Source organism: Holdemania filiformis DSM 12042, from assembly GCF_000157995.1.
GTDB classification, from domain to species: Bacteria; Bacillota_I; Bacilli_A; order Erysipelotrichales; family Erysipelotrichaceae; genus Holdemania; species Holdemania filiformis.
In genome coordinates, this window is sequence record NZ_GG657560.1 from 21,655 (window position 1) to 29,424 (window position 7,770).

7 protein-coding genes are annotated in these 7,770 nt (G+C 50.8%); 5 read left to right on the forward strand and 2 right to left on the reverse strand.

Annotation, left to right across the window (positions count from 1 at the left end; genetic code table 11):
- Positions 1–244: 244 nt before the first annotated feature.
- A complete protein-coding gene (locus HOLDEFILI_RS12515) occupies positions 245–880 on the reverse strand; it encodes a bactofilin family protein (protein WP_039864983.1) in 636 nt (211 codons plus the stop codon).
- Positions 881–1,096: 216 nt separating this feature from the next.
- On the opposite strand from HOLDEFILI_RS12515, the gene HOLDEFILI_RS12520 reads away from it, so the two are divergent.
- Positions 1,097–1,579, forward strand: coding sequence for an NUDIX hydrolase (locus tag HOLDEFILI_RS12520; RefSeq protein ID WP_006060106.1), 483 nt, complete (start codon positions 1,097–1,099; stop codon positions 1,577–1,579).
- Between the two features lie 207 nt (positions 1,580–1,786).
- Here HOLDEFILI_RS12520 and HOLDEFILI_RS12525 read toward each other — a convergent pair whose 3' ends face one another.
- Positions 1,787–2,686: a LysR family transcriptional regulator gene (locus HOLDEFILI_RS12525; RefSeq protein WP_156788939.1), complete on the reverse strand. Its 900-nt coding sequence runs from the start codon at positions 2,684–2,686 to the stop codon at positions 1,787–1,789.
- A 177-nt stretch (positions 2,687–2,863) separates the two neighbouring features.
- Here HOLDEFILI_RS12525 and HOLDEFILI_RS12530 point away from each other — a divergent pair, with 177 nt between their 5' ends.
- From HOLDEFILI_RS12530 to HOLDEFILI_RS19845, 4 genes are all read left to right on the forward strand, one after another.
- The gene (locus tag HOLDEFILI_RS12530; protein WP_039864985.1) at positions 2,864–4,804 is read left to right on the forward strand and encodes an FAD-binding protein; all 1,941 of its coding nucleotides are present in this window, start codon (positions 2,864–2,866) and stop codon (positions 4,802–4,804) included.
- Between the two features lie 437 nt (positions 4,805–5,241).
- Positions 5,242–5,619: a DUF1648 domain-containing protein gene (locus tag HOLDEFILI_RS12535; RefSeq protein WP_083787628.1), complete on the forward strand. Its 378-nt coding sequence runs from the start codon at positions 5,242–5,244 to the stop codon at positions 5,617–5,619.
- A 299-nt stretch (positions 5,620–5,918) separates the two neighbouring features.
- A complete protein-coding gene (locus HOLDEFILI_RS12540; RefSeq protein WP_006060113.1) occupies positions 5,919–7,163 on the forward strand; it encodes a metallophosphoesterase in 1,245 nt (414 codons plus the stop codon).
- A gap of 94 nt (positions 7,164–7,257) precedes the next feature.
- Positions 7,258–7,770 (forward strand): hypothetical protein (locus HOLDEFILI_RS19845; protein ID WP_006060114.1); only part of this gene is annotated, 513 nt, incomplete at its 3' end.

Here is a 7,770-nt window from a genome sequence, read left to right on the forward strand (position 1 = left end):
CCGTTTCAGAGATCGCGGAGATTTTAGATGAAGATGAAACGGTTATTCGTCAGATATTTATCTGTCATGAAGAACATCCTGATTGGACCTCGGATCAGATTGCGAAATTGTTTATCAAGATGAAAAGTTAGAAATACAACAGCGTCCTGTTTCTTTTAACACTATTGGACATTTTCCGATTTTTCGATCGAAATGGAGCTTAGAATGAAATCAAAGAAAAGGCACGCCGGAGCGTGCCTTTAGCTTAATTAGCTTCTTCTTCCTCGTCCGCAGCCGTATGGAATACCTCTTCGATTTCCCGTTCTTCGGCAGTTTCTTCATTTTCAGCCTGCTGAATCATAACGATCTTGCTTTCCAGGTGAGCGCCCTGCAGGACGCTGAATTGCTTCGCTGTGATATCACCTTCGATCCAGGCGTTTTTTTGAACATGCAGATCTTCTTCAATAGTCAGATTTCCGTAAATCTGGCCGTCAGTCAGACATTCCGCTGCGCTGACGTTGCCGCGAATACTGCACTCCCGATCCATCGTTAATGAATTTGTGCAGGCGACATTGCCTTCGATCTGGCCGTTGCGCAGTTCCAGATTCATGGCTGTGACATCGCCGTTAATCTGGCCTTTCACTAACAGATCCTTGCCGCAATGCACGCTGCCATTGACTGTGCCGAGAATCGTCAGGTTGCAATCGCATTCCAAATCGCCGTTAATCGTTACATCTTCTGTTAATACGGATTCCTCCGCGTTGATTGTCTGTTTATTCTCCATTTTCTCCACTTCCTCCTGTTTTGGCTGGGGTATCATTTCCGTCGCAGGGACTGCAACGTTTTCAAAGAATGCCGGTTCGTCTTCCAGCTCTTCTTGTTTTTTGCGATTTCTAAACATAAACGCCCTCCTTATTCTGTTATTCATTATTCCAGCTTTAACGCGAAAGTCAATTCTTGAAATTCAGAAAAATCTTACGATTTAATAACGCACTGGCTTTCGGATTCTGTTAACGCAGGAAAAGTTTTTATCTTGAGATCCAGACACAGATTTTCATGAATTCCGCTTGCGTTTTTCTTAACTGTCCGCTATTGTGGAAGTCAGGAGGCGGTTAAAATGGATCTTTCGTTTAATATTGGAACGTCCTGCTTTAACCTCAGAGCCTGTGCGGTAATCGTTCACGGCGAGGCCTTGTTGGTGATGAGGGATCAAAAACAACCTTATGCCTACCTGCCGGGCGGCCGCATCAAGCTGAACGAAACGGCGCAGCAGGCATTAATACGGGAGTTACAAGAAGAAATTGGAATCCAGGCTCAGATCGAACGCCCGTTGTGGGTGACGCAGGCCTTCTTCACAGAACCGGCGAGCCAGCAGAAGTTCCATGAAATCGGCTTTTACTTTCTCGTTTCCTGGAAAGAAAACGAAACGTTACCCACGATCAATAATTTTATCCGCTGGGAAAATGAGATTGAACATCGCTTTGAATGGGTTTCCTTTGATGAATTAAGCAATATTGATGTTCAGCCGGAATTCATCAAAAATCGGATCAGGTCTCTGCCTGAACAACTCGAACTCCTACTGGACTTCAATCAAGGATAGCCCGATTTCGGTTAATTAAACCGCGGATCCAGTGCCTGGGCTGCGGAGAACAGATCAGCTTAATACCAAACTGAAGAACAGAATAAAAGCCGGAATTATTTTCTTTGCACGGATGCCGGCTTCTAATAAAAAACAAGGAGGAGTTCGTTTTTTTTTCAGAAGTTGTTTTTCCTCAAAAGAGAGAATGTGCTTATGCGGACAGCTTCTTCAGACGATGGCCGGCGGCTGCTCGGTGTTTTGTTTTTCGGCAAGCGCAATAAAGGATTCCAATTCCGGAGTTGTCCTGGCGGAATACCAGGCGATGCCCAGCGGCACAGGTTTAACGTCTTTAAGCGGTATTTTCAATAAACCGGAGAATTTCTTTGACCGTGAGCAGGGCAAAATCGTAAATCCAATGCCCGATTGGACTGCGATCAACATACTGTCGAAGCTTGTATAGATCGTCTGGACGGCGATCTTTTTAGCCTTCAGCTGCGCCCGGGTGATCAGGCGGGGATTCCGGTGCAGTTCGGTGTTGGCCAGGATCAGCTTTTGTCCGCTTAAATCGTCAAAGGTCAGATATTTGTAGGCCGCCAGCGGATGCGTCTTACTGACAAGCACATAGTATTGCGATTCCATAAGCGGCAAAAATTTCAGCTTGGGATCGTTTTCCACTTCAAATTGATAACAAAACGCTATTTCCACTTCGCCGGTTACCAGCAGCTGCCGGCTGCCGCGGTCTTCCTGCGTCAGGATGTTGACATGTACGAGCGGGCAGCTTTCTGAATAATTCTTGATGATCTGCGTCAGCTTGGCGTAATCCGCCAACCGCCGGACTAACAAGTTAATCAGCTTCGGCGTTTGATCGTTCATCGACTGCATGGTCTGAACGATCGTTTCCAGCTGCCGCATCAGCGGTTCCACTTGTTGATAGAAATAAGAACCGGCAGTGGTCAGTTCCACGCTGCGGTGGGTGCGGTTGAACAGCGTGACGCCCAGCTCAGTTTCCAACGCTTTGATCTGATAGCTGACGACTGGCTGCGTGGTATAAAGCAGCTCGGCGGCGCGGATGTAGCTCAAGGTTTGAGCGACGGTGAGAAAAGTCCGGATCTGGCTGGTGTTCAACACAAATTCCCCCTTTGTGATCAAATTGACGATCAGCTGCTTTCATTGTATCAGATTTTTTCATCAATAATAAAATAATTTTATTAATCAATAAAGTATTTCGATTGTTTGAAAACGCTTACGACCCTATAATGAAATCGACAAAAGTTTCACAATGTGAAACCAGAGGAGGGAAAGAAAATGAAGAATATTTCTCGACGGGACTTTTTGAAAGGCAGCGCCGCGACCGTCGCGGGGGCTGCGGCACTGGGGCTGTTAGGCGCCTGTTCGACCAACGACGCACCGGCAGCGTCCACGACTGAAGAAAAGTTTGACAAGGAGTGCGATTTTCTGATCGTCGGTTATGGCCTGGCGGGGGAAGCCGCCGCGCTGGAAGCCAACGATATTGATCCTAACGCCAAGATCTGCATTCTGGAAAAGATGGAAGAAGCGCAGGCCGGCGGCAACTCGATTGCATCCGGGCAGACGGTGATCGTGCCGGCGCCGGACGATCTGGATACCTTTAAGAAATACCTGATTGCCTGCAGTCAGCCGAATCCGATTCCGGAAGAATATGTTGATTTCATGGCGAAGGAATTCTCTGATCAGCGCGGCTGGATCCAGGCGACCGTTGATAAGGTCGGCTATGAGCTGGGCTATGTCGGCGGGGGACCGCTTGCCTGGGGATCGTTAGTCACGGAATTCCCGGATCTGGACGGATCCAGCTTTAAGGGCTGTTCCGCGCATGTCCGCAAAGCTGGAACAACGTTTGAATACGGCGGCGTCTGGAGAGGCTTCGATCTGGCTGTCCGCGATCGCGGCGAAAACATTGAGCTGATGTTCTCAACCGCCTTTACAAGCTTGATTCAGAATCTGGAAACCAAGGAGGTCAAGGGTGTTGTGGCTAAAGGCGCGGATGGCAAGGAAATCCGCATCAAGGCCAATAAGGGTGTCCTGTTAGCCTGCGGCGGTTACGAAAATAATTTACAGATGCAGCGGGATTTCCATGGGATGGACGTTGTTTATACCGGCGGCACACCGGGCAATACAGGCGACGGCATCCATGCGCTGATGAACACCGGGGCGAAGATCTGGCACATGAAGAATCAGACGCAGTCAGGCGGGTTCTGGCTGGGCATCAAGGTTCCGGAACACGAGGCGACATTTATGCGCAACTTCTCGATGGCCGGCAAAAGCTGGATCGAGGTCTGCGCGGATAACAAGCGGTTCTACAACGAATCCGCGGCGTATCATCGCCAGCACATGAAATTCAAAGAATACGGCCATTACGTCGATCTTCCGCATGACCGCGCGCTGCCGGTCGATCTGATCTTTGATGAAAAGACCCGCACGGCCGGAGCGATCGTTACAAAGTGGCTGAGCTGGCCGATCACGACCGAAGGCTACGTCTGGTCGGATGACAACTCTGAAGAAGTGGCGAAGGGCTGGATTATCAAAGCCGATACGATTGAGGAACTGGCCGGCAAGCTGGGCCGTGATCCGGAAGCGCTGAAAGCGACGATCGACGCCTACAATCTGGGATGCAAGTCCGGCCGTGATGAATTCGGACGCAGTATAGAAACGATGGAACCAATCGATACCGCACCGTTCTACGCGGTCGGCATTACCCCGACGCTGGTCGCAACGACCGGAGGTGCGGAACGCAACGTCAAAGCCCAGGTTCTGGACTGGAACGACAATCCAATCCCGAATCTGTATGAAGCCGGTGAATTAGGCTCTTACGTTTCCAATCTGTATCAGAACGGCATGTTCCTGGCGGAAGCGATCGCGACCGGACGCGCTGCGGCAGATACGGCGTTTGGCGGCCGTTCGACGGTAACGACGGAGGTCAGCGGTGAGGTCGAAGAAGCAATCGATATCACGAAGAAACCGGATGGCCAGTATGATCAGCTGATCAAGGGCAATCATGGCGAGTACACGCTGCGGGCCACGGTTGAGGGCGGCAAGATTACCAATCTGGAAATCGTGTCCGGCCGTGAAAATATGTTCATGGATGACGATCAGCTGAAAGCCTTCTTTGACGAAGTGATCAACGGTCAGAATGTCGAAGTCGACGCGATCTCCGGGGCAACGCTGGATTCCAACAACCTGCTGGACGCGTTAAAGGCGATCTTTAAATAAGCATTAGAAATAGAATCGAGTTCTTTCATCCCAAAGACAAAAGATACAGAGAGATTTGACTTTTGTCCTGCACGACGGTCTACGGCTGCGGATTCCCCCTGTGTCCGCAGCCAAAGGCTTGATTTTCCTTCTTTAAAATCTTTATCTTTATTCCTTTTTATCCGGGTCTGTCTTTCCCAAAGCAAGAGACAGACTCTTTTATTTGTTTTTCCGGGAAGTTCATTCCATTCTGCGGTTGCGTTATCGACGGTCATGTCTGTACAATGAATAAAGAACCAGAAAGATTCAAGAAAAAAAGATTCCCTGCAGCTGGAATAAAAGAAAAGGGAGTAGTCGGAATGGCAGAAAAAGCGAAGCGTTTTCATCAAAAGTGCCGGGCTGCCTGTTGGCTGATTGTGATCACACAGCTGGCGGTTTTGTTTTTGCGCTGACCTTCCCTGCCAGATTTAATCCCGGCTCATTATGATGCCGCCGGTGCGGTTCATCGCTGGGGAAGCAAAGCTGAGTTGTTTTTATTGCCTTGTTTTTCAATTTTGATGACCGCGGCTCTGGAATGGGTCAGCCGGCATCCAAAGTGGTGGAATATTCCGGCGGAAGTGACGGAAAATAGTCGCGAAGCCCTTCATTCGGTCACCTTGAGGATTCTTTCAATCATGGAGCTGCTTACGATTCTTGGATTTGCCTTGCTGGAATTTTTAAGCATGACCGGTCGTCCTTTGCCAGGCGGACTGACCGCCGGTTTTGTATTGATCTGGATGGCGCTGATTCCCATTGCGATCCTGTGGCTGTTGCGCATAGCGGAAAGATACCGGTGAAAACCGAAAGTCTGTTTTCCAGCTTACAACGTTCTGTTTTATCAAGGCTTGCGAACGGTAATGGGAGCAAGAACCGGATTGAAAAGGAGCGTGACTTTAAGACGTCCCATCAAAGTACCAACGATTTTTATCGGTTATGCCGAAGGGGTGTCCGGGCGGTCAAAGCCGTGGCAAATCGGGAAGGATTCCGCTACAATAGAGATCAGAAATAACCAGAATCAGGAAATCAGTTGAATCCGGCGTGATTTTGCGCGGGACTGGTTAGATCCTGATCAGAAAGAATCCCGAGGGAAAGAACAATGTTGAAAATAAAGATAAAACTATTGGGACTGGCGCTATGTCTAACGGCTTGCACCGCCGTTCGATCCGCTCAGCCAAATCCATCGCCAAAGCCGGCCTTGCCGATCACGCTGAATGGATCGCTGACACTGCTTTGTTCGTCCGATCTGCACTATCAGAGCGAACGGCTGCAATCCCAGGTGTCGGTCGTGCCGCAGATGATTTACAATGAAGCCATTACGGCGGCGATGCTGGCGCAGATGCAGGATGCTCAACCGGACCGGATTATCCTGACCGGCGATTTAGTTAATCAGGGCGACGAACAGGATCATCAGAAAATGGCGGCAATGCTGCGGAAGGTGAATGAAACTGTGCCGGTGCGGGTCATTCCCGGCAATCATGATCTCGCGATGGTGACACGGGAAGAATTTGCGAACCTGTATCATGAATTCGGCTATGATCAGGCCTACTCCCGCGATCCCGATTCGCTGAGCTATGCGGAGCTTACGGACGCCGGGGTGCTGCTTGTTCTGCTGGATACCAACAGCGAAAGGCCGGGCGGCAGCGAGGGGACATTGTCGGACTCAACCTTGAAATGGCTGCAGGCCCTGGGAGAACAAGCGCGGCAGTCAGGCTGGCTGATGCTGACCTTCAGCCATCACAATCTGCTCGATCACACCGTGACGGCTTCCAGCGATATCGTTGCCGCGGCAGACACGGTCAAAGCCTTGCTGGAACAACTGAACGTGAAAACGCATATCAGCGGGCACCGTCATACCGGGCATATCCAGACGGACGCGGCCGGAGCGCAAAGTCTGACTGAAATCGTGCTGCCGATGCCCATTGCCTGGCCGAATACCTATGGCAGCGTCCAGATCAGTGCAGAAGGATTGGATTATACCCAGGAAACGATCGACGTCGCCGCCTGGGCGCAGACGCAGGGACTTGCCAATCCGGATCTGCTTGATTTTCCTGCCTATTCCGTCCAGGCACAGCGGCAGGTCAATCAAAGCACGCTGGATTCCACGTTGAAAAATGCAGAGCTGACACCGGAGCAGCGTCAGCTTATGGAAGAGGTATTTCAGCGGACGATGTTCAGCTACCGGCAAGGTCAGCTGGATCAGATCCGCGCCGAATTGTTGGCTCATCCCGGTTATCAAGCGTGGCAGGCGCTGGGACCGGACACGATTTGGAAACGCTGGCTTCAGGCGTTGTTAACGAATGAAGAACAAGGCCCGGGCAATCATATCCATGTGGAATATTGAAGCATTGTGGAAAATTCGATAAAATAATACTGGCACTTTTAATTATGAGTAAAGCCGAAAAATTCAAGCGAAGGTACCGGAGGAGAGAATTAAAATGGCGTCTTTGGAACAGGAAATCGAAACCGTTCGCGAACAGCTGGACCGGCAGGTCCGGCTGAAGTCCCGTCTGGAGCGGATGAAAGCGCAGCAGGCGAAGCTGAATTGGGAAGTCGGGCTGCGGAAAGAACGCTGGCATCAGGAAGAACAGGATATTGATCAGCTCGAAGCCTTCAGCTGGTCCGCTTTGTGGGCTCGTCTGAATGGACAGCTGGAAGAAAAACTGACGGAGCAGCGCCGGGAAGCGCTTGTGGCCGGGGCCCGATTTGAGGCTGCACGCCGCCAGCAGGAAGCCCTGGCCGTCCGGATTGCCCAGGTTGAACATGAACTGCAGGATCTGAAGGGCTGTGAGCAGCAATGGGAACGGCTGCTGCAGCAGAAAGCGGAGCATCTGAAGCAAAGACAGCCGGACAAGGCCGCGGTGATTTTCCAGCTGGAAGCACGGCAGCGGGAATGTCAGCGGCAGCTGAAGGAACTGCGGGAAGCGGCCGACGCGGGAAAAGCGGCGCGG